This is a genomic window from Paenibacillus roseus, assembly GCF_016424485.1.
In the GTDB taxonomy this organism is placed as follows: Bacteria; Bacillota; Bacilli; order Paenibacillales; family Paenibacillaceae; genus Paenibacillus_D; species Paenibacillus_D roseus.
Genome location: NZ_JAELUP010000077.1, coordinates 102,805 through 120,859 on the forward strand (window position 1 = coordinate 102,805; position 18,055 = coordinate 120,859).

21 protein-coding genes are annotated in these 18,055 nt (G+C 46.9%); 15 read left to right on the top strand and 6 right to left on the bottom strand.

The window, feature by feature from the left end; all coding sequences use genetic code 11:
- The coding region (locus tag JFN88_RS15035; RefSeq protein ID WP_199020090.1) for a collagen-like triple helix repeat-containing protein at positions 1 to 658 on the top strand (658 nt) is incomplete at its 5' end.
- Between the two features lie 148 nt (positions 659 to 806).
- Here the strand turns inward: JFN88_RS15035 and rsgA are convergent.
- Positions 807 to 1,877, bottom strand: coding sequence for a ribosome small subunit-dependent GTPase A (gene rsgA, locus JFN88_RS15040; protein ID WP_199020091.1), 1,071 nt, complete (start codon positions 1,875 to 1,877; stop codon positions 807 to 809).
- 676 nt (positions 1,878 to 2,553) lie between these two features.
- On the opposite strand from rsgA, the gene JFN88_RS15045 reads away from it, so the two are divergent.
- The 4 genes from JFN88_RS15045 to JFN88_RS15060 all read left to right on the top strand — a co-directional run bounded on the left by JFN88_RS15045 (position 2,554) and on the right by JFN88_RS15060 (position 6,839).
- Positions 2,554 to 2,898 (top strand): YojF family protein, encoded by a 345-nt coding sequence (locus tag JFN88_RS15045; protein WP_199020092.1) that lies wholly within the window; start codon positions 2,554 to 2,556, stop codon positions 2,896 to 2,898.
- 113 nt (positions 2,899 to 3,011) lie between these two features.
- A complete protein-coding gene (gene bshB2 / locus JFN88_RS15050; RefSeq protein ID WP_199020093.1) occupies positions 3,012 to 3,668 on the top strand; it encodes a bacillithiol biosynthesis deacetylase BshB2 in 657 nt (218 codons plus the stop codon).
- Between the two features lie 280 nt (positions 3,669 to 3,948).
- Entirely contained in the window at positions 3,949 to 4,980 is a 1,032-nt protein-coding gene (locus tag JFN88_RS15055) for an ABC transporter substrate-binding protein (RefSeq protein WP_199020094.1), read from the top strand.
- Positions 4,981 to 5,213: 233 nt separating this feature from the next.
- Complete coding sequence (locus tag JFN88_RS15060; protein WP_199020095.1) at positions 5,214 to 6,839, top strand: helix-turn-helix domain-containing protein; 1,626 nt, start codon at positions 5,214 to 5,216, stop codon at positions 6,837 to 6,839.
- Between the two features lie 85 nt (positions 6,840 to 6,924).
- On the opposite strand, the gene JFN88_RS15065 is transcribed toward JFN88_RS15060, so the two are convergent.
- A complete protein-coding gene (locus JFN88_RS15065) occupies positions 6,925 to 8,277 on the bottom strand; it encodes a glycoside hydrolase family 30 protein (protein WP_199020096.1) in 1,353 nt (450 codons plus the stop codon).
- Between the two features lie 167 nt (positions 8,278 to 8,444).
- Here JFN88_RS15065 and JFN88_RS15070 point away from each other — a divergent pair, with 167 nt between their 5' ends.
- The 6 genes from JFN88_RS15070 to JFN88_RS15095 all read left to right on the top strand — a co-directional run bounded on the left by JFN88_RS15070 (position 8,445) and on the right by JFN88_RS15095 (position 12,486).
- On the top strand, positions 8,445 to 9,263 hold the full coding sequence (locus JFN88_RS15070) for an AraC family transcriptional regulator (protein WP_199020097.1): 819 nt from the start codon (positions 8,445 to 8,447) through the stop codon (positions 9,261 to 9,263).
- Between the two features lie 137 nt (positions 9,264 to 9,400).
- On the top strand, positions 9,401 to 10,252 hold the full coding sequence (locus JFN88_RS15075; protein ID WP_199020098.1) for a metallophosphoesterase family protein: 852 nt from the start codon (positions 9,401 to 9,403) through the stop codon (positions 10,250 to 10,252).
- Positions 10,253 to 10,742: 490 nt separating this feature from the next.
- The gene (locus JFN88_RS15080; RefSeq protein ID WP_199020099.1) at positions 10,743 to 11,072 is read left to right on the top strand and encodes an ArsR/SmtB family transcription factor; all 330 of its coding nucleotides are present in this window, start codon (positions 10,743 to 10,745) and stop codon (positions 11,070 to 11,072) included.
- Positions 11,069 to 11,467, top strand: a complete 399-nt coding sequence (locus tag JFN88_RS15085; protein WP_199020100.1) for an SRPBCC family protein — start codon at positions 11,069 to 11,071, stop codon at positions 11,465 to 11,467. Before JFN88_RS15080 ends, JFN88_RS15085 begins: the two co-directional genes overlap by 4 nt.
- A gap of 64 nt (positions 11,468 to 11,531) precedes the next feature.
- The gene (locus JFN88_RS15090) at positions 11,532 to 12,098 is read left to right on the top strand and encodes an FAD-dependent oxidoreductase (RefSeq protein ID WP_199020101.1); all 567 of its coding nucleotides are present in this window, start codon (positions 11,532 to 11,534) and stop codon (positions 12,096 to 12,098) included.
- A gap of 22 nt (positions 12,099 to 12,120) precedes the next feature.
- A complete protein-coding gene (locus JFN88_RS15095) occupies positions 12,121 to 12,486 on the top strand; it encodes an iron chaperone (RefSeq protein WP_199020102.1) in 366 nt (121 codons plus the stop codon).
- Positions 12,487 to 12,822: 336 nt separating this feature from the next.
- On the opposite strand, the gene JFN88_RS15100 is transcribed toward JFN88_RS15095, so the two are convergent.
- Positions 12,823 to 13,062: a hypothetical protein gene (locus JFN88_RS15100; RefSeq protein ID WP_199020103.1), complete on the bottom strand. Its 240-nt coding sequence runs from the start codon at positions 13,060 to 13,062 to the stop codon at positions 12,823 to 12,825.
- Positions 13,063 to 13,457: 395 nt separating this feature from the next.
- Between JFN88_RS15100 and JFN88_RS15105 the strand changes: the two genes are divergently transcribed.
- On the top strand, positions 13,458 to 14,060 hold the full coding sequence (locus tag JFN88_RS15105) for a class I SAM-dependent methyltransferase (RefSeq protein ID WP_199020104.1): 603 nt from the start codon (positions 13,458 to 13,460) through the stop codon (positions 14,058 to 14,060).
- A gap of 7 nt (positions 14,061 to 14,067) precedes the next feature.
- Here JFN88_RS15105 and JFN88_RS15110 read toward each other — a convergent pair whose 3' ends face one another.
- Positions 14,068 to 14,577 carry a hypothetical protein gene (locus JFN88_RS15110; protein ID WP_199020105.1) on the bottom strand — a complete coding sequence of 170 codons (510 nt, stop codon included), beginning with the start codon at positions 14,575 to 14,577 and terminating at the stop codon, positions 14,068 to 14,070.
- 64 nt (positions 14,578 to 14,641) lie between these two features.
- On the opposite strand from JFN88_RS15110, the gene JFN88_RS15115 reads away from it, so the two are divergent.
- Positions 14,642 to 14,782: a hypothetical protein gene (locus JFN88_RS15115; protein ID WP_199020106.1), complete on the top strand. Its 141-nt coding sequence runs from the start codon at positions 14,642 to 14,644 to the stop codon at positions 14,780 to 14,782.
- Positions 14,783 to 14,853: 71 nt separating this feature from the next.
- On the opposite strand, the gene JFN88_RS15120 is transcribed toward JFN88_RS15115, so the two are convergent.
- Positions 14,854 to 15,267 (bottom strand): organic hydroperoxide resistance protein, encoded by a 414-nt coding sequence (locus JFN88_RS15120; RefSeq protein WP_199020107.1) that lies wholly within the window; start codon positions 15,265 to 15,267, stop codon positions 14,854 to 14,856.
- A 335-nt stretch (positions 15,268 to 15,602) separates the two neighbouring features.
- Here JFN88_RS15120 and JFN88_RS15125 point away from each other — a divergent pair, with 335 nt between their 5' ends.
- Positions 15,603 to 16,169 (top strand): SLOG family protein, encoded by a 567-nt coding sequence (locus JFN88_RS15125; protein ID WP_199020108.1) that lies wholly within the window; start codon positions 15,603 to 15,605, stop codon positions 16,167 to 16,169.
- A gap of 100 nt (positions 16,170 to 16,269) precedes the next feature.
- Complete coding sequence (locus tag JFN88_RS15130) at positions 16,270 to 17,448, top strand: GNAT family N-acetyltransferase (protein WP_199020109.1); 1,179 nt, start codon at positions 16,270 to 16,272, stop codon at positions 17,446 to 17,448.
- Positions 17,449 to 17,497: 49 nt separating this feature from the next.
- On the opposite strand, the gene JFN88_RS15135 is transcribed toward JFN88_RS15130, so the two are convergent.
- A complete protein-coding gene (locus JFN88_RS15135) occupies positions 17,498 to 17,995 on the bottom strand; it encodes a hypothetical protein (protein ID WP_199020110.1) in 498 nt (165 codons plus the stop codon).
- Positions 17,996 to 18,055: the final 60 nt, after the last annotated feature.

The following is an 18,055-nucleotide window of genomic DNA, read 5'->3' on the forward strand; positions in this document are numbered from 1 at the left end:
CGGGGAAGCAGGCTTGACCGGAGCAACGGGAGAAGCGGGAGTGACCGGAGCGACAGGAGCAACGGGAGAAGCGGGCTTGACAGGAGCGACGGGAGCAACAGGTCCTGCAGGGTCTGGCGGACTTGTGATTCCGTTCTCATCAGTCGGAGGCGCCGGTCGTGGAACGGCTCTGCCAAGCACGAATGCATCAGGAGTTTCTCTGAATGTAAACCTTCTTACCTTTGGAAGAACTGGAAATGATATTTTATTAACCGGAGGAAGCACATTTACCGTACCTTTTGCTACAGATAACAACCAGTTCTTCTTCACCTTCCCAGTAGCTGTGACATTGACGGGGATCGCTGCCAGCTTTAATAATAATGCAGCGTTTACTCCAATTGCAGCGAGTAATTTCAGACCCTATATCGCATTAGCTACCGCAGCCCCGGGAACTTATAATTTTACAATTAGTCCGGGATCGGTAACTTACTCGTCAAGCGGTTTCCTGCCGGGGGTGAATAACCCGACATCAACAATTCTAACCGCTTTAAATAATACAATTAATGTCCCTGTCCCAGCTGGAACCTTGCTCGCCATAGTCGGGGGCTGGTCTGATCTGAACGGCTCTCAAGCCTTGCAGCAATATATTTATATGAGCGGATCACTCTATTTTAGCTAAAGTAGAGGTCCTGTTCCGTTTCTTTCGTTCAAATTGATATCGTTCAGACCTAAGCATTTTTCATGATGACTTACTTGAAGAACTTAGGTCTGAACATATTCATTATCCAGGCAAGCGGATAGCAACTGACCCGGTTAGCCTTGCCGTGTTATTGCTGTTTTTTGCTTTCTTTTAATGTTTTCGATATCGACTTATGCCACTGTTTCCGTTCCCGAAGGTAGGCGGATTTATCTGTGACAAATAAGTTCTCCTTCTTCAATTGCAAGTAACGGCGCCAGCGATTCTCATCGAGTTCCCCTTGCTCTATCGCTTTCCTGACTCCACAGCCCGGCTCTGTATCATGTCCACAGTCGGAAAATTTGCACAGTTTAAATAGCGACTCTACATCGGAAAATGTCTCGCTAATCCCCGTATCCGCATCCCATAGCCCCAGCTCACGCATTCCGGGCGTATCAATAATCATCACGCCATTGTTCAGCAATGTAAGCTGCCGATGGGTTGTCGTATGGCGTCCTTTGGAGTCGTCCTCCCGAATGCCAGCTACTTTCATAATGTCTTCCTCAGCGAGCGCATTGACCAGACTGGACTTGCCTACACCGGATGAGCCAAGAAATACAATGGTCTTTCGCGGCTGCAAATAGCTTTGCAATTCGATAAGACCATCTCCTGTTTTGGAACTGATCGCAAATACGTCAACTCCAATTGCGATGTTCCTGACCTGCTGAACCTGCTGCGGTACCTGATCCGACAGATCGGCTTTGGTTAAAATAATGACAGGCTGAGCACCACTTTGCCAGGCCATAGTCAAATAGCGCTCGACCCGTTTCGTATTAAAATCATTATTGAGCGATGCCATAATAAAAACATAATCAAAATTTGCAGCAACCATCTGTTCCCGTATGGTCTTCACATAGCCTGCGCCATGGCCCGAGTAATCACTGCGGGAGAAGGCCGACTTGCGTTCACCGGTTTTGACAATCAGGCTGTCGCCCCCGGGGCTGTACTGGAGCATCACATGATCTCCAACGGTAGGGAACAATTCATTTTCGGCCTTGCCGTAGTAAACGCCGGACTTGAGCCTGGCACCAACTTCCCCGTGTTGACAGACAACCTCATAGCGTTCCCGATGTACAGCGGTGACTCGTCCAGGTATTGGAGCGGATGAATCTGAGGATTCTTTTATAGGGGAGATGCCATAATCTTCAATGTTTGTATTCATGTTCTTTTGCCTCCGGTTTTTTAGATTCTGTTCATATTTTCAATGGGCATGTCAAAAAAGCACAGCAAGCAGCCATTTACATGCATAGGCTGCTCTGCTGCACTTTAGTTGAAAAACAACAAAAAACACACCTTAACAAGTGTGCCTGCAGTTAACAGTATTCACGAAAGGTTACTTTGACAAGAGGGCATGGATGCAAGCATAAATAAACGTAACCGACTCCAGCCAGAAGCTGAAGCAGTAGCGTGCCGGTCATCTATACGCGCATGAGCTGCCCGTATTCAGTTTTAAGCGTTCATCACCGTTACAAGGGCTACATGAATTATCATTTGAGAAACACTCCTTTCAATTGCTGGGATAATAAAAAAGTGGAAATGGATAAACAGGAAAAATCCGGTTTCATGTACTATATCATTGTTTTACAATGTTGTGAAGACGAGCTGTAAGAATATGAAAAATTTAGTTATATTTCTACTGTGAAATTCAGGTTGATTATGATATATCCGTATAGTAAGCTGGTCCAAGTTTTCCAGTTGAGCTGAACAGCATGTTGTTCAAGTTGGGGCAATCACAGTTTTGCATGATCTCATGTTTAGGACTATACTAATGAAGAGCAGCTTTTGAAAAGTTAGGATAAGCTTTGATTCATATAAATTGAGGTACAGGGGGCATCACAATGCAGCATATTCATCCGGAAGATATTCAGTCCCGGATCGACCGGCTCAAGGACCAGGATTTATACATTCATCTTGAAATGACAACCGGAGCTTACGCTGCCCACCTGGACAGCTCGAAGCACCCGGCTGCAACTTTCATCACCAATGCGGTGATTCGTTATTCCCACGGTTCCATTTCCGGGAACGGTCCTTACCGGATCGGGCTGAAAGCAGAGGCAGGATGGATTTATTCCGAAGGACTGACACATTATGAGGAAAGTGAAAGTGAAAGACTGATCCTGGCGGGGCATGATAGCCAGGGCAAGCTGATTGTGGCCTTGCAACTGAGCAAGGAACCATTCTAAACGATTTGAAACCATACAAGCCGAATTCACTGTACGGCGGTCCGTATTCGAAAGTCATTCGTTTAACTTATATATAGCGACAACATGCTGCTGAACAGGAGATGAAGAACAATATGGAACGGCATATTCTTGTTGTACTGCCACATCCGGATGATGAATCCTTCGGGATAGCGGGAACTTTGGCCATGCATCTGAATAGCGGAACTCCGGTAACCTATGCGTGTCTGACACTGGGAGAGATGGGGCGGAATATGGGGATTCCGCCATTCGCAACCCGCGTGACATTGCCGCAAATCCGGAAGCAGGAGCTGGAGGCGTCCTGCCGCGCGATTGGAATCAAGGATTTGAGAATGCTTGGCTTTCACGATAAAATGATTGAATTTGAGGACCAGGGGCTGCTGGATGCCAACATCGGAGCTTTGATTGAGGAGCTAAATCCGTCACTGGTCATTACCTTCTATCCCGGCTATTCGGTGCATCCTGATCATGATGCCTGCGGAGCTGCGGTTGTCCGTACGATTGCCAGATTGCCGGAAGCGAAGCGGTCGAAAGTCCACTGTTTGGCATTTTCAAGAGATCATGAGCGTGCGGTCGGCCGCCCTGATATAGAGAATGATGTTCGGGATTTTCTCCAGCATAAAATGGCGTCTATTCAGGCGCACCGCTCCCAATTCCAGGCTGCGGAGCTTCTGGGGAGAAAGCAGTATACTGACAAGGAGCTTCAGGAACGCTTCGGTACAGAGCGTTTCTGGACGTATCGCTTTCAGTAAAATGAATATGATCCAAGGGTTATGGCTGAACTGAATCGTGCTGGTAGTCGCGATACTGTTCGTGTACATTGCCCTTTCCTTATGCACAAGAAGCCGGACTGAGTCGTGTCCGGCTTTTTGATTTTTATCATTTATGGCTCAGAGAAGCCTATTCGTTTTGTACAAATCGACAACATTTTAAGAGAAATGCATGTTTTTAATCGGAATTTTCTATTGTTCATGCCGGTTATCTCTCCTATAATTGCAAATGAGAATAATTATCACAATGGAGGTTTCACTTATGTTGGCTCAAAGGAACAAATATGTATGGTTGGGGGCCGTGCTGCTGATCATCTTGACGATGATTACTGCGTGCGGCAGCAAAACTGGAGACGGACAAGGCACGAACGGGATGCAGAGCGGTCAAAGTTCGCGTACGAATAATAAGGATACACAAGGAGAAAGTAATACATCTTCTCCATCGGAAGCAGCGGAAACTCGTATCGTCAGCACGCCGAAAGGAGATGTTGAAATCCCTGCACACCCGCAAAGAATCGTCGCATTATACTATCATCATATCTTGCTTGCCTTTGATATGAAGCCAGTCGGTGCGAATTTGACCTGGTGGGGCGGCAGTCCATTCCTGAAGGAGCTGGAATCGAATGGCATCACAGATGTTGGCGGCCCGCCATCTTTGGAGGCGGTGACCAAGCTGAATCCGGATCTGATTATTATGAACACTGAGGATAATTATGATCAGCTCTCCAAAATTGCTCCTACCGTAATCATCCCTTATGATGCTAAACGCAATGCATTTGATGATGCGAAACTGGTTGCAGATCTGGTTGGCAAAGAAGGCGGTGCAGAGCAACTGGTGTCCCTCTTTGAAGAAAAGGCCGCAGCAGCCCGGGCGAAAATTGCAGGCCATATTGATGAGAATGCCAGAGCTGCGATTATCCGTATTGAAGGAAAAGGAAGCCAATTCGCCGTCTTCGGAGCAAATTACGGACGCGGCGGTTGGCCGATCTATGAGGGACTGAAGCTTAAAATGCCGGAACGTATTCAGAAAGAGCTTAAAGCTCAAAATGTTGAAATAATTCAGCAATTGGCGATGGAGCTGCTGCCGGAGTATGTAGCGGACGCAGATTATATCTTCGTCTCTAATGAAGGAGAAGGCGTGGATCTGCTTCAGAACAACAAATTGTGGAATAGCATATCTGCAGTCAAGAATAATAAGGTGATTGAACTGGGGAAAGAGTATTTTTATTTTGATCCGATTTCGATGAATGCGCAGCTTGATTTGCTGGCAGACCTATTGTTAAGCAAAAAGTAGTTCATAGCCCATAAGGCTCCGTCAGGAGCCGGGATGATGAGATGCACCGCCGTAGTTAGAGACAATCTGACCCGGCTGGTGCATTTTCGTTATGAAGAAGCATTGCTGAGACGCCGACCTCAAGCTGCCATGCCATAATCTCTCATTGAAACTCTCCCCTTCTTTAGTTAAAATGAAAATAAATATTTGATAATCATTCTCATTTGATTGCAGGAAGGGAGTGCATTTGTGAAATGATCCGTACGGGCCTACCGTTTCAAACTCATCTGTTCACCTTGTTGAGAATTGAAGTGGAGCGTTACCCGGCTGCTCCCAAGCCAAAGAAGATGTATCTAACGGATTATATGCTGCTTAGCATCTTGCAAGGGAATGGCATCGTGTACATAGATGGTAAAAGGTTCCGACTCTCAAAAGGCTGCTGCTTCCTCATTCATCCGGGAAGTATGGTAGAAGTGGCGAATACAGTTCTCCAGGAACTGGAGCTTTACAAGCTGATATTCCGGGCGGAGCAGACGGAGGCCGCGGCGAATGCATCCCGCGACAGTCAGGGGACAGAAGGGTTTCTGTTATCCGGCAAACTAAATGTTCAGCCGCTCCCCGAGTGGTCTGCGCTGCTGAAGGACATGTATACACACCGGGAAAATACAGATAATCTTGCAGCCTTTAAGCAGCATATCCGGCTGCAGGAACTGCTGCATTATTTGTGTGCAAGAAATTTGCATGTATCCGGGCGTGATCCCCGCCGTGCTGTTATCCGGACAATTGATGAGTTGCACGGGGATATTACCCGCAATATGAGCATCAAGCTGTTGGCCGAACAAGCTAATATGGGGAGCAGACAATATACATATTTATTCAAGGAGTTAACGGGAGTAACTCCAAGTGATTATGTTACCGAACTGCGAATCAATCAGGCGAAAACACAATTGTTAAGCTCCAATGATCAGGTGAGCACGATTGCCCGCAATGCCGGTTTTCAGGATGTTTATTATTTTAGCCGAAGGTTCAAGCAGATGGTTGGTCTGTCTCCCAAACACTTCATCAGCGAGCGCAGGCGGGAGCTGCGGGTTGTAGCCTTGTATTATGGCGGCATATTGACGGCGATGGGCGTCAAGCCGGTGGGCGCGAATTTAACATGGTGGGGTGGCAGCGAATTTCTCAAGGACATGGAGACAGAGATTGTAAATGTGGGCGAAGATCCGTCTATGGAGCTGCTGGCGAGCCTGGAGCCGGACCTGATTCTGATGAATACGTATAACGCCCGCGGATATGAGCAATATGCGAAGATTGCACCATCGGTGCTTATCCCGTATGATGGGCGACGAGGCATTTATGAAGAAACCCGACTGGTGGGCGGACTTATTAACCACAGCAAGGACGCAGAGGATTTCATACAACGTTACGAGAAAAAAGCTGCGGCAGCGCGTGCGCGGATACAGGCGGCCGGGATTAACGTAGAGACCAAGACGGCCTCCATCCTCCGTATTGAGGCTGGCGGCAGCCAGTTCTCCATATTTGGCGAAAACTATGGACGCTGCGGCTGGCCCATATACCGGGGCTTGCGGTTCAAGCCTTCGCCAAGCGTTCAGCATATGATGGCAAGCGGTATCCAGATCGAGCAGCGGATACCGACTCCGTTGCTCCCGGACTATGTCTCGGACTCCGATTACTTGTTTGTAATTAATGAGGGGGAAGGGGTGGAGCAGTTTGCGGGGGTAGACCTGTGGGAATTGCTGTCGCCCGTTCAGCATAACCGGATGTTTGAGCTGCCCATGAATAAATTTTTATATTTTGATCCTATCTCCCTGGAGGCGCAGCTAGAGTTGCTGACAGAGATGGTATTGGAGCGTGGCTTGTAAGTTATACAAAATGTGCGTAAAAAAAGAACCGATGCGGTTGCAGGCGTGTGAGCCTGTGTGCCGCATCGGTTATTCTCGAATCATGCTAGTTGTTCAATGGAAAGAGCAAAGTCTGAATCGCATGTGCAGGGATATTGGATTCCGCAATGTCGCCGCCGTTGGAAATGATATATGGCAGTTCCTCATCCGTACGGTTCAGTACGACTGCAACTGCGCTGCCGTCCGGATTTTTGAAAGCGACCGTCTCCAGCTTATCTGTATATTTGGAGCTGGCAATGCGTACCGCGCCTGGACGAATAAATTTGCTGAAGTGTCCAATATAATAGTAGGAGCTTTGGAAGGTCAAGGAATCGTTCTTCGTATCCGCGATGATTGGCGCATCGCAGTAGTTGCCGACATGGTTCGGTCCGCCTTGCTCGTCAAGCAAGATATTCCAGTCCGTCCAGCCGGACATCCAATTGTTCAAGTTCCCGATAATGTCATGCGCGTAACGCTCGCCGCTCTTCCAGGAACCGATCTGTACACCGCCCTCATGACAGCCTTCCGTAAAGACAAGCTGCTTGTCCGGGAAGCGGTCATGAACCGCAGACAGCGCTTCGAAGTGATCTCCCGAATACCAGTGGAAGCCGATACCCCAAATGTACTTGGAAGCTCGCTCATCCAGGAAAGCAACCTTCGCACGGTCGTACACGCGCTCCTTGTTATGGTCCCAAATCATCAGACGGATTCGGGAGAGACCAGCCGTTTCGAGTGTCGGCCCGAGATAATCGCGTACGAAATCACGTTCTTCTTCAGCCGTATACATACAGGAATCCCAAATCTGCCTTGCTTTGGCTTCATTCTGTACGGTCAGTCCCCAGACTGGCAGGCCTTCCGCTTCATAAGCTTCGATGAATTTGACATAGTAGCGCGCCCATGCTTCGCGGTATTCCGGCTTGAGCTTGCCGCCGTTGTTCATCTCTCCGTTCGTCTTCATCCACGCCGGCGGGCTCCAAGGGGAGGCATACAGCAGAAAGTCGTCCCCTGATTTGGCGGCGGCCTGCTTGATGTAAGGGATGATGGCCTGCTTATCGCGGCTGATATCGAAGTTCGACAAGGTCGGGTCCTCTTCTTCTACATAGGCATAGTTGTCGGTTGAAAAATCACAACTATTAATATGCGTTCGAACAAGATTATAGCCGATGCCTTCCTCGGCATCGAAGTAGGCTTTTATAATTTCATCGCGATTTTTCTCGCCCAGCTTGAAGGCTGTTACAGCAGAAGCTTCGGTAATTGCGCCGCCAAATCCGAGGATTGTCTGGTAGGTCAAGTCATCATAAATCTGGATCAGCTGATTTTCTATGCCGCGCTCATCGGTCTTAAAGGTTAATGAATCCTTCTCTGCCAGTCTGTCTTGCGATTGTTCGGTCTGAATTAATCGAATTATCCGTTTGCTCATTTTGAAGATACCTCCTTATTTCAAGTCATTATAGTCCGCGACTCAAGCTTACCCTCAACCGTTCATGTCATTATTATAGGAGGAATACGCGATTCATTGTAGAAACATTATGATTGTAAACCTATACGATCTGATTGTATAAAATCATGAATGTGAGAGGGCTTGGCATGAGAACCGAGGAAATATTTATCCGGCTGTGCGGATATTCGAGGCATCAAGAGCCATTTCAGCAGGACGAAAACAGTCTGGATACCTATATTATCCGATTGCAAACCGAAGGGGTCAGCCGGGCGCTGATTAATGGCCAATTTACTGAGGTCAGCCCGGGTGATCTGCTGCTGTTTAAGCCGGGCGATGCATACAAACTAAGAATAGGGAAGACCGGCGAGCCGATGCAGCCAAACGGCGATTATTTCGTCATGTGCTCCGGTCCTGGAATAGATAAATGGTGGACGCTCAACCAGCGGGAGACCCGCAGAACCATCGTCGTGGATGAACGGCTCAAGGGAATCTGGCATCAATTAATTGGTGAAAAGCGGCGGCTGAGCGGAGGTGATCCGGAGCTTATTTCCTTGCTCGCCCGTTCACTGCTCATTTTGCTGGATCGGGCAATTGAAGAAGCGCCTTTGGCCCAGTCCTTTCCCGCCTTTCATGCGCTGAAGATGCGCAACTACATTGAAGAGAATGCTGCGCAACCAATCCGGTTGTCGGACATTGCCGGCCATGCCGGCTTAAGCGTGTCCCGTGCTGTCCATCTGTTCAAGGAGCATTTTGGCATGTCTGCAATGCAGTATGTACAACAGTTGCGGCTTGCTCATGCGCTTGAACTGCTCGATCATAGTGTGATGTCATTGGAGCAGATTGCTGCGGAGACCGGACTTAGCAGCTACACCTATTTTCACAGGGTGTTCCGTGAGAAGTACGGATTATCTCCTGGGGTCTACAGAAAGAAGCGCATCGGCAAGAACGACGGTATAGATGGTTAACAGGATGAATGATGAAGCTGATTAACAAAATTGTAATAATTTTTACAAAAATCCCTTCCTCATTTAATGGCGGCGCAATAGTTGGGCGGTACGATAGATAAAAGCTCAGCACACACTAAAGGCCGGAGGGAGCAGGCATGAAACTGGTTATTATGGGAGATTTGCACTATCATGATGTCGACCCGGGGATTCCGGGTTTGCTTGTTGCGCGCAATCTGTTCTATGGCAATTTGCTGGGGCGTTTTTTGCAGACAGAAGGGGACCTTCATATTTCGCTTGGGGATTTGACCAACACCGGCTCGGCCACCGAGCTTAGGGAAGTTAGCGAGATGCTGCGGCGCAGAAACCGCACCTTCATTCATGTGCTTGGCAATCATGATCTCTATACCCGAACGAAGCGGGAAGTGCTGGAGATTACCGGCCAGCAACAATATCATATGCTGGATGCCGGGTCATCTATCCTGGTATTTCTGGATACAGCAAGAGAAATGGAATTATCCAACGGGGGCGGCTGGCTGGATGAAGAGCAGCTTGAGTGGCTGGAGGCGATCGTCCTTGCTTCGGGCACCAAGCCAGTCATAATTTTCGCCCATCATCCCGTTCATAATACGACCATAGGGTCGGATCGTGTGAAAGGCTCGCTTCATCCTGAGGTGCCGATATGGAATATCCTGAAGCAAAAGCAGGGGACGGGCATCTACTTTAACGGTCATGCCCATGCGGATTCCATTGTCACACAGCAAAACTGGACGTTTATTCAAGTATCCGCTTGTCTGGATCAACCGGCTTATCGGGTAGTCGAGTTGGAGAAGAACCGCTTCCAGATGACAACCATCGATGTGACCGATGCGGGTGTCGTTACGCACATTCCAATGCTCAAGCGGCATATTCTTTATTACAACTCAAACCCGGATGCCAGAGGAAAGGATGCCGACCGGCAGATTGATATTTCCCTGCGACCCAATCGGCGGCTTCAAAAGATTGACTGAAGAGCGATATGTAGTTGAAGAGGCATGGAAGTATTCAAGGCTCTTCAAGCACTGAATGTTAGGTTGAACCATTATTTTTTTCTTTTTTAATCAAATGATATAAAGAGTTTACTCGATATGAAATGAAAATTAGTAGTGAAATGATTACACCCCAATTAATTTGAGTTATTAAGTTATTAGTATAATATGTGGTTATAGTAATGAATAATATCGGTGCTAATAGTACGATGATAATAATAAAAAATAAATCGTTACTTTTCATTTTGGGCCTCCTTTTTGTCTGTTAAAAACCTCTTCTTGAGATGCAAGAAGAGGTTTTTAACATCATTATTAGTAATAATATCTCACACTTTTCAAGTTTGACAGTGTATATTCATTTAACAGGCACCTTTTTTATTGACTCGACACCAAATGGTGACCTATAATTAAATGGACACCATATAGTGTCTGATTAACTAATATTATTTAGAAGGGAATTTGGTGGGTTGCTATGAGCCAAGCTGCTCAAATACGGGATGTGTTTGATGCGATTGCAGACCCTACAAGGCGCCGACTGATCCATTTGTTGTCTGATGTAGATGAGTTACCGCTTCATGAGATCACCATGCATTTTCCAATGGGGCGTACGGCGGTGTCCAAGCATCTGACAATTCTTAAGAAGGCGAGTCTGGTGCATGATCGTAGAGTGGGTAGAGAAACCCGATACAAGTTAAACGCATCTCCTCTCAAGGCAGTTGAAGATTGGGTTGCTTTCTATAGTAAGTATTGGAATAACAATATGATGCGTTTAGGCCGTCTATTAGAGGAGGATGCTGAATGAGTTCATCACTAAATATGGATTTTCAATTTAAGACATCGGTTGAGAAGCTGTGGTCAGCTTTGACTGATTCTAGCAAGTTAGCGAATTGGATTGCGGATAACGATTTTAAGCCTGTCGTCGGACATTGCTTCCAGTTTCGTCACCAACCGAACGAGTATTGGGATGGAATTGTAGACAGCGAAGTTCTTATCGTGGACGAACCGGATTTGTTGTCTTTTTCTTGGGTGGTCGGGGAAGAGAGGCATACGGTTACCTTAACGATACAGGATTTAGGGGATGGGCAGGTGAACCTGCATCTTGAGCAAACCGGGATTTCAAATGTACAAGCACTTACAGGTGCTAAGTATGGTTGGATGGCATGGATCGACAAGCTTGTAAAGGTGTTGGAACAATAAATACCTGACGAAGCCAGCAATAGTAGACGAATAGATTTGATGTGAAAGGAGTGGGCAATATGGTTTGTTCAGCATTACACATAAGTCCATAAAAAATGATACACGCCCATTCAGTTTGTCATCTGCTCTAACTGAGAATGTGGTCAGAATTACAACACGTATCGGTAAACAACAGAGTGAGTATAAGAAATCGTTGCTGGAACTAACACAAGGTATGAATATCATGATGCGCGGACCTGTAGGGTCTTTTTATCTTAAAGATGAGAGCCCGACACTCCTGATAGCAGGCGGGATTGGTATTACACCGTTTCGGTCGATCTTAAAACAAATAGAAGAAGCGCGGAATGAAGTCGAGAAACAAATTTATCTTCTCTATATGGGTGAGAATAAGAAATTTTTATTTAAGGATCAACTTGATGAAATTTCCAAGAGGACCTCAACAAGTGTAACCTATCTGGATTCAAGGGAAGAATTGCACCAGGAGATAAATAAGTTCAGCAGTTTATATATGAACAATGGCAAATACTATATTGCGGGACCGAAGTCCATGGTAGAGTCGGTTTCCAACTACTTACAAGGCAATCAAGTTGCCAAACAGAATATCAAAAAGGATGCTTTCTTCGGGTATTGATTAGTTTACGAGGAGGGACAGTATGGAAGTGTTTGCGGAATTCCTAGATCGTATTGATCCGCAGCATCGAGCACGTATGGAAGATATTTTATCTCGGGTAATGGAGACCTTTCCCAATTTAATGCCAACGATGAAGTGGAACCAACCGATGTTTACCGATCACGGAACATACATTATCGGCTTTAGCATATCCAAAAAACATATCGCTGTTTCCCCTGAGTTAGCGGGGATGGTTCGTTTTGCTGAGGAAATCTCGAAGGTTGGCTATGATCATACGAAAGAGTTAGTTCGTATCCCGTGGGATCGTCCGGTTGATTATTCATTACTCGAAAAGATGATCGAGTTTAATATTATGGATAAGGCAGGTTGTACAACTTTTTGGCGGTAATAAAAAATTGGAGCTTTGGGTAACGAGGTTTAAGTCTTTGGAAAACAGCGAAGACAAGGTATGTTGCAAGGGAATGGAGAACGTAAATGCACTGCGGCTCTATAACTCCTGCGGTTTCGAGGAGACCTCGAAGATCATCCAATTTTAAAAACGGGCTAACCGCAACGGATCGCCCGTTTTTTTGAAATTGCCATTATAGCCAGCAGGCTGAATGATACCATAACATAACATATCCCCCCGATCGATTTAAAGGCCGGTCAACTCTACCATGTAATCAATCGAATAACCCGGATTTTCGTAATGCTTTGATACCAGATTGCCGGCCTGTCGTGCAACTTATCCTACACCATCACTTTCTAACAAGGAATAAAAATGATCGCGGTCTTCGTTATCGAATTTGCCAAGCGTCCGTACCCTAACAAATTCATGTCCGCCATACATGTCTATTTCCTCGCCATACTGATTGAAGAGCGCGATCATATGGTCATTCTGATCCAGTTCCATGTAACCGTAACATTGTGCCTGAGGCGCTTCACCGTAAAGGAGCATAAATCTGATTTTGTCCACTCTGTTCATACAGCTTCTCCTTCTGTCTTTTTTTAATCTCCTATCTTCCCTTCGACCTAAAGAAAATTTTACGTGAAACCGAATGAATTGGAAAAAGCGATATCGTGCTTCAAACTCGAATATTCATTCCTATTTCGAAAGCATAAGGGGGGGAACTCATCATGCCGTATATTTGCGCATTATCTCTTGACGAAATGAGATTTGGCGATTATGATAACGTGCCGGTCAACTCTGCAATGTCAATCCATAAACCAGCCGACTTTTCGAGTGCCTCGACACCGAGTTGCCAGCCTATCGTTCAGTTCATAAAATAAAAATCGTAAATGGACATTTTTTGGGAAGGGGCTGTCACGTAATTGTGACAGAGCTTGCCTGTTACATTGGGACAGATTGGAGAAGTGAACATGGGAAATACAGATAAATTTGAAATGATCGCGAACGTATACGACACTCCTGAAAGAATCCAGACCGCCAAGGTTTCATCGGATGCCATTCGTGAATATGTAGTTGACGCTACAAGCAAGAAGGCTATCGATTTTGGTTGCGGAACCGGTCTTGTCGGCATGAACTTGGCAAACGAGTTTCACTCTATTCTGTTTCTCGATACATCACCAAACATGATTAATCAGATCGAGCAAAAAATTGCCGATTTCAATATTCGAAATGCAGATACATTATGCTTTGATTTTGAAAAAGAAGGCTTTTCGGAGTTAAGCGCCGACTATATTTTTATGGCTCAAGTTCTGCTTCATATTGATGATTATGAGTTCGTTTTAGCAAGATTATTCAATGTTCTCAATGATGGAGGGCATTTGCTCATCGTAGATTTTAATCAAAATGAAAATATCGTGTCAGATATCGTTCATAACGGATTCGATCAAGCAGAGCTAGCCGACATAATGATGAAAATAGGGTATAAGACTATTCAGTCCAAAACTTTTTATACCGGGAGTAAAATATTTATGGGGCAAGATGCTTCGATGTTTGTTCTTGATGCTCAAAAATGATTTTATATTACTTTTTCCCGTCGTTGTCAAAGTCGGCTTTGATTTTTCTCGCTTCCTCCAGATTCGCGGCAGGGGCTGTAATGAAGTCAGGATCGGACGAGCCCGGATCATTAACTTGCAGCTTCATCTGGTCAAAAGCCCCTCTGATCCAGAGTGCGCCCAATAATTTCAGGTCAGGCTTGCCATTAATGGCAGAGGTATAGGTAAGTCCGCCAAAGCCGTTGCGGATCTCCTTGTGAAAGACCACATCAATCAGCTCATAGCTCTTCGTATATTCATACTCATCCCCTTCCACGCTTAGCTTGCCTCTGAAAGAGGATTCGCCAAATAAAGGCCGGGACAAGGTGCCTTCCACCTGAACAGAAGTTTCCTGTGCGGATGACAGATCACCCTCGCTGAATTGCACTGCAGAATACGTCACATCAATGGTTTTGGGAAAATTATAGGCAGACAGGAAGATGCTCAGGACTACAATGGCGAATACGATGGAAAAGAGAGGTTTTTTGGATCGGCGCAAGGTTGTGGTCCCCTTTCTGTTTCAAAAAAATAGCGCCCCGGATGGAAAATAGGGGAGCCTGCAATTGACGACGAAAAATAGAAAAATAGAGTTCTTTGATTATATAATATCTGGAATTTTGAATCAATGGCGCTCGCCGTTCGGAGATAATGTAGTGCCAGTAGGAGATGAAGCCGGAGACATCCAAAAAAATCCGACCGGTTAGCCGCATGATGCGGCTCCCGGCCGGATTTGATCGTCAAGCGGAATAAGCGCAGTCTTATAATGATCCTGTAGTTATTCTGCGGACAGATTCACTTCAATATTGCCACGGGTCGCCTTGGAGTAAGGGCATAACTGATGAGCCGCTTCGGCAAGCTTGGCAGCCTCTTCTTTATCCACTCCAGGGATATTGACCTTCAGATCAGCGGACAGCTTGTAGCCGTCTCCGTCTTTATGCAGCGATACGCTCGCTGTTACAGTTGTACCGTCTACCTTTATTTTTTGCTGGCGTGCGATAAGACGCAGCGCGCTTTCGAAGCAGGCGGCATAGCCCGCAGCAAACAACTGCTCGGGATTTGTTCCGGGCGCGCCGTCCCCGCCCAGTTCCTTGGGGACCGTCAGCACTTGATTGAAGTTCCCGTCCGCTGACGTCACTCTTCCGCTTCTTCCGCCTTCTGCTGTTGCTGTTGTCGTATATAATGCTCCCATTATGAACGCCTCGCTTTCTTTGGATGTAGATGGATGCTTTTTCATGATGATGCTGGCCCAGAGCTAGATTTGCTCTCGCTTCGGCCAACAGTTTCTGTTTACCCTAATTTCCCGCTTATTAAACCTGTTCATGGCTCTCAGTCCCCGGCAAGGCGAGCGTATGTTTCATTCCCAGTGTGCGGCGGTAGTGTTAAGATAAAGGCAACCGTGCAGATTAGACGTACTGGCGCGTAGTGTGACCAAGACCAAATTGAGGTCAGAGTTGAATGGCGTGGAGCAGTGAGAAGTAGGCCTGCAAGGTGGAGCGTACGAGGCATTTACATAGGGAGAAGGACATGAAAAACCTGTTGATCACGGGCTATCGGGCACATGAGCTCGGCATATTTAGTCAGAAGCACAAAGGCATTGCTTATATTCAAAAAGCGATACTATCGCGTCTGCTTCCTTTGGTTGAGGAAGGACTCGAGTGGGTCATCACGCCGGGGCAATACGGAGTCGATCTATGGGCGTGTGAGGCTGTTCTTGCGCTCAAGGAGCAGTATCCCCGTTTGCAGTTGGCGATCATCACGGCGTTTGCCAATCAGGAGGAAAATTGGAAGGAAGAGAGAAAGGAATATTACGAGGAATTGATTCTGCGAGCGGATTACTTCGGTTCTGTCAGCAATCAGCCTTATACTGGAATTTGGCAGTTTCGGGCAAGGGATGAGCTGCTGTTTCGCAAGACGGACGGTATTTTGCTGGTCTATGACGAGGATGCAGGAGAGGGCAGCTCGAAGTTCATCAAGGAGCAGGCGCTCCGCAAAAGCGCCGCGGACGGTTACATTTATCTGAGCATCAGCGCTGAGGATATTCAGAGTATCGCCAATGAAGAGGCGTACGAGGCAGCCGATGATTATGCATGAATAGAAACTGATTATGTTTAATATTTTCCTTTTATGGAAGCAGTGGTTTTGATACGATAGATATAAGTGTTCAAGTTCAGGATTGGGGGCGTTAGGAAAGATGGAGATCAGGCAGCTTCGCGCAGACGAATATGATAACAGGATGGAGCTTTCACAGTTTGCTTTCCAATTTCAGATCAGTCCGTCAGATTTGGAATCCAGGAGGTTAACCTACAAGCATGAGCAGGACTGGGGCGTATTTGACGAGCAGGGCAGCTTGCAGTCCGCACTCAGACTGATTCCGCTGGAGGCGTGGATTCAGGGCAAGAAGTTCGCCATGGGCGGCATTGCATCTGTTGCGACATGGCCTGAAGCAAGACGGCAAGGATGCGTAAGCAAGCTGCTCGTTCATGCCTTGGAGACGATGAAGCGCAGCGGGCAATCACTGAGTATGCTTCATCCGTTCGCGTTCGCTTTTTACCGGAAATTCGGCTATGAGCTGACGATAGAGCGAAAGAAGTATACCATGGAGACCGATCAACTGCCGCGGCGGCTGGAGACCTCGGGGCAGGTCAAGCGTATGCCGGAGCCTGATATTGAAATCTTGAATACGGTCTACGACCGGTTCGCCTCCCGTTACAGTGGAAACGTCGTTCGTACGGAAGAATGGTGGAAGGAACGGATACTGGACCGCAGCGGTCGTCTGGCTGTCTATTACAATGAGCAGAACGAAGCGGAAGGCTATATATTCTACCACATTGAGAAGCAGATCATGACAGTGCATGAATATGTAAGCACGAGTGAGAATTCACGGGTGGCCCTGTGGACGTACATAGCAAATCATGACTCGATGATTACTGAAGTGTCCCTTATCGTGCCGACAGATGACCAATTGCCATTCCTGCTGTCCAATCCGAGAATCAAGCAAGAGGTCATTCCGTATTTCATGTCGCGTATCGTGGACGCGCAAGCCTTCGTGAGTCAGTATCCATGGGCTGCGGCAACAGATGGGGCGTCGGTATTGCTGACTTTGTCCGATGCGTATGCGCCATGGAATAACGGGACTTACCGTTTGAGCTGGAATGAGGCGGGTACAGGAGAACTGGAGCGCAGTGAAGAAGCTGTGCAGACAGGAGAGGCAATAGAATGCGATATTCAGTCGTTAACAGCTATTCTGGCAGGGGGGCGGAAGCCGTCGTTCCTCCGGGAGACAGGCCGTATCAGCGGTCCGGAGGACAGTATCCGATTGCTGGAAAGCCGTATCCCGGAGCGGCTGCCGTATTTAATGGACTTTTTCTGATTTCCGATTGAAAAAATAAAAACGGCTGCCCTGCTCGCAAGCCATATGCTTACGCTTGCTGTTGCAGGGCAAAACCTTCCTCAGTCAGATATTCTTCCGCTTCCTCGCGGGTTTCGAACGCCATGTCGAGCACATCCCCGGCATATACATACCATAGGTCCTCTCTTGGCTTTAACAGGAGAGTGTGGCCTTCTTCGTTGGTCCAGATTTCTGTGATCGGCCCGGCGGCAATGGCACTGGCTGCAATTGTTTTAGGCTCTGTTTTAGGCTTGCCGGACAACGACCAGATTGATTTCTCGATCACTGAACGTAGTTCGTCTGCCGTAAAATCCCGGATGTTCACGAAGCCTTTGTCATCGATTGGATAACCGAGGATCAGCTCGGCATATACATAGCCGTTCCCGTTGGGGTGCAAGTGATAGACGACATTTTTCTTATCGTGAATACTGTCTTCATAATGAAAGTTGACCCGTTTGAGTGAAACATCTTTGCGCGTCAATTCGGAGAAAGATTCAATAATCTCAAGTTTCTGTTCAAAGGTAAGCAAGGCATAGCCTCCAGCATCTGTAATATGGTGCCGTGATTATACCATATTCCACGGGAAGAA

Bases quoted from the DNA above. Each gene is read 5' to 3' on its own strand.
- rsgA (WP_199020091.1), bottom strand. From the start codon at position 1,877: ATGAATACAAACATTGAAGATTATGGCATCTCCCCTATAAAAGAATCC.
- JFN88_RS15045 (WP_199020092.1), top strand. From the start codon at position 2,554: ATGCAGCATATTCATCCGGAAGATATTCAGTCCCGGATCGACCGGCTC.
- bshB2 (WP_199020093.1), top strand. From the start codon at position 3,012: ATGGAACGGCATATTCTTGTTGTACTGCCACATCCGGATGATGAATCC.
- JFN88_RS15055 (WP_199020094.1), top strand. From the start codon at position 3,949: ATGTTGGCTCAAAGGAACAAATATGTATGGTTGGGGGCCGTGCTGCTG.
- JFN88_RS15060 (WP_199020095.1), top strand. From the start codon at position 5,214: ATGATCCGTACGGGCCTACCGTTTCAAACTCATCTGTTCACCTTGTTG.
- JFN88_RS15065 (WP_199020096.1), bottom strand. From the start codon at position 8,277: ATGAGCAAACGGATAATTCGATTAATTCAGACCGAACAATCGCAAGAC.
- JFN88_RS15070 (WP_199020097.1), top strand. From the start codon at position 8,445: ATGAGAACCGAGGAAATATTTATCCGGCTGTGCGGATATTCGAGGCAT.
- JFN88_RS15075 (WP_199020098.1), top strand. From the start codon at position 9,401: ATGAAACTGGTTATTATGGGAGATTTGCACTATCATGATGTCGACCCG.
- JFN88_RS15080 (WP_199020099.1), top strand. From the start codon at position 10,743: ATGAGCCAAGCTGCTCAAATACGGGATGTGTTTGATGCGATTGCAGAC.
- JFN88_RS15085 (WP_199020100.1), top strand. From the start codon at position 11,069: ATGAGTTCATCACTAAATATGGATTTTCAATTTAAGACATCGGTTGAG.
- JFN88_RS15095 (WP_199020102.1), top strand. From the start codon at position 12,121: ATGGAAGTGTTTGCGGAATTCCTAGATCGTATTGATCCGCAGCATCGA.
- JFN88_RS15100 (WP_199020103.1), bottom strand. From the start codon at position 13,062: ATGAACAGAGTGGACAAAATCAGATTTATGCTCCTTTACGGTGAAGCG.
- JFN88_RS15105 (WP_199020104.1), top strand. From the start codon at position 13,458: ATGGGAAATACAGATAAATTTGAAATGATCGCGAACGTATACGACACT.
- JFN88_RS15120 (WP_199020107.1), bottom strand. From the start codon at position 15,267: ATGGGAGCATTATATACGACAACAGCAACAGCAGAAGGCGGAAGAAGC.
- JFN88_RS15125 (WP_199020108.1), top strand. From the start codon at position 15,603: ATGAAAAACCTGTTGATCACGGGCTATCGGGCACATGAGCTCGGCATA.
- JFN88_RS15130 (WP_199020109.1), top strand. From the start codon at position 16,270: ATGGAGATCAGGCAGCTTCGCGCAGACGAATATGATAACAGGATGGAG.